2 protein-coding genes and 1 pseudogene are annotated in these 2648 nt (G+C 46.3%); 1 reads left to right on the top strand and 2 read right to left on the bottom strand.

The window, feature by feature from the left end; translation table 11 throughout:
- A pseudogene (locus tag Q0294_RS04395) lies at positions 1–922 on the top strand (hypothetical protein); the annotation flags it as partial.
- Positions 923–954: 32 nt separating this feature from the next.
- Here Q0294_RS04395 and Q0294_RS04400 read toward each other — a convergent pair.
- Positions 955–1752 (bottom strand): glycosyltransferase family 2 protein, encoded by a 798-nt coding sequence (locus Q0294_RS04400; RefSeq protein WP_299461323.1) that lies wholly within the window; start codon positions 1750–1752, stop codon positions 955–957.
- 224 nt (positions 1753–1976) lie between these two features.
- Positions 1977–2648, bottom strand: a 672-nt coding sequence (locus Q0294_RS04405) for a GGDEF domain-containing protein (protein ID WP_299461325.1), incomplete at its 5' end; no start/stop codon positions are given.

The following is a 2648-nucleotide window of genomic DNA, read 5'->3' on the forward strand; positions in this document are numbered from 1 at the left end:
GCTCTTATCCATGAAACATCTTTCTTTTCACAACCCGGTTTTCTCTATATTTATTCTCACGTCATTTCTGATTCTAACCGGATGCAATAAGGAACAACCTCAATCAGAGACAGCGGAAAACCTCGTAAAGGAAGACCCGCCGATTCCCACAGCGCCTGCTGGCTCCGCGATTCTGACCGAAGATGACGTTCATGATCGCTTGAAGAAAGATAATCCGGATTACCTGAAAAATGCCGAGTTTGGCAAGGAAAAAGGGGAAATCATCTCGGTAAATCTATTCAATGCAAAAGTGGAAAATATCTCTGCACTCAAGGGATTAAAACTGCAGTACCTTGATCTCACCAACTGTCCGGTCTCTGACTTGAGCCCCCTTAAAGGGATGAAGTTAGTAGAGCTGTACCTGGAAGGAACATACGTCAGTGACCTACGTCCGTTGAAAGGCATGCCTTTGCAGACACTGCGTCTGGAACACACACCGGTTTCAGATATTTCGCCAATGGAAGGAATGCCGATCAACCAGCTCAATCTGTTTGACACGAAAGTCAAAGATCTCAGCACGGTGAATACACTCCCGCTGAAAACTTTGTGGATTCCCAAAACGGAGGTCACGGATATCTCCGCTCTTAGAGGAATGCTGCTGGAGAGCCTGGACATACAAGACACAAAAATAACGGACTTGTCGCCATTAAAAGGCATGCCCTTTCTGCGATTGAATCTGGCAGGCTCGGAGGTGACGGATCTCACCCCCCTCAAAGACATGCCTTTACAGCGACTGATTTTCACCCCTTCCAAAATCACAAAAGGGATGAACGTCATTCGTGAAAGCCAGTCAATTCAGGGGATTGGAACCAACTTTGAAAATGTGAAGGCAGCCGCGGAATTCTGGAAAGAATATGATGCCAGTCAAAACGCGCAGAAATAATCATTTTTAAATTTCTGAACGGACTTCAGGGTTTAATCTACCAGATAAGTTTTTTTATCTGAGAAGATATCTGACTTCCAGATCCCGAGTCGGTTTCCCCAGTATTGAACAAGCACTCCCAGTGTCAATAATCCGTAACGGGCACTGCGTTTGAAGTTGATACTGGAAGCTTCCTCAAAATAACGAACCGGCACCGGAATATCACTCAATTTAAAGCCGGCTTGAACAGCCTGCGCAAGGAACTGACTGTCAAAAACAAAATCGTCCGAATTCTTTTCAAAGGGGATCTTCTCCAGAACTTCACGGCGATAGGCACGAAAACCACTGTGAAAGTCGCCCAGATTCTGCCCGAGTGCAATATTCTCAATGATTGTCAGTGCGCGATTGGCAATATATTTATACAGAGGCATACCCCCTGCCAGCGCTTCAGCCCTGGTCCGAATTCGCGATCCCAGGATCACATCGCAAATGCCCAGTCGAATTAACTCAATTGCCACTGGCACAACACGGCTGTCATACTGGTAATCCGGATGAATCATCACCACATAATCTGCGCCTGCATCCAGTGCATAGCGATAACAGGTCTTCTGGTTCCCCCCGTAACCGGTATTCTGTTCATGTTGAATCACGGTTAATCCCAGCTTCTTCGCCACCTCTACGGTGTTGTCGCTGCTGCAGTCATCGACTAGCACAATCTCATCAACAGAGCTCTCGGGAATATCAGCAACCGTTCTTTCCAGGGTGCTGGCCGCATTATAAGCCGGCATCACGGCGATGACTCGCCCTCGCGGGGCTACCGAACCAGGCTGATGAGAAAATGGATTTGACATGGTAAAACGCGAATCTAATTTGATGCACATTCTAAAAATAGAGTGTGCGTTTCGAGGGCTCTTGGGAAACCTCATCACTTCCGCTAGAGGTATACAATCACTCTCACAAAATAACCAGAGATTTGCACTAAGGTATTAATGTGACAGGTCAACAAACCGCGATGCATTGTTTACGAGAATAAGTCCGTAAACAAGTCTAAAAAGAATGCGATTTGAAGAATCAGTTAAACTGGTGACGAGGTGAGACCGCAGACACGGTTTCGTCCTTCCGCTTTCGCCTGATACAGTGCATTGTCTGCAGCAGCAACCAGCGCTTCAACATTCTCCATCGCATGCGGTGAATAGGTTGAAATACCAAGGCTGGCGGTTACAGGAATCTTTGTTTCATTGAATTTAATGATTGAAGTTTCAATGGAGTGACGAATGACTTCCGCAACGCGCTCAGTACCAGATAATCCGATATCAGGCAGTAAAACTGCCAATTCTTCACCGCCATAACGGGCTGCAATCACACTATCTGAAGAGCGAATCTCTTTAATTCGTTCCTTCAGAATTCCAGCCACTCGTCTTAGAACTTCATCCCCCGCCTGGTGGCCGTATGTATCGTTAACGGATTTGAAATGATCCAGGTCAATCAGGATCAACGAACAGGCCATCTGCATATTCTGAGCCTTATTGAATTCATCTTCAATAATCTCATCAAACGAACGACGATTCACCAGACCTGTTAATCCATCTTGTTTCGCCTGTCTTTCAATCGTTGCATGGCTGAGCACTTTGAGGAGTGTATTGGAAAGAAACTGAGAAGCCCAGGAGATGAGCCGCAGCGATCTTTCATCATAAGGCTGATTTTCCTGAGTCGTCAGGCAGATCGCTCCAATTCGTTTTCGATTCGT

Source organism: uncultured Gimesia sp. (assembly GCF_937919775.1).
Classification (GTDB): domain Bacteria; phylum Planctomycetota; class Planctomycetia; order Planctomycetales; family Planctomycetaceae; genus Gimesia.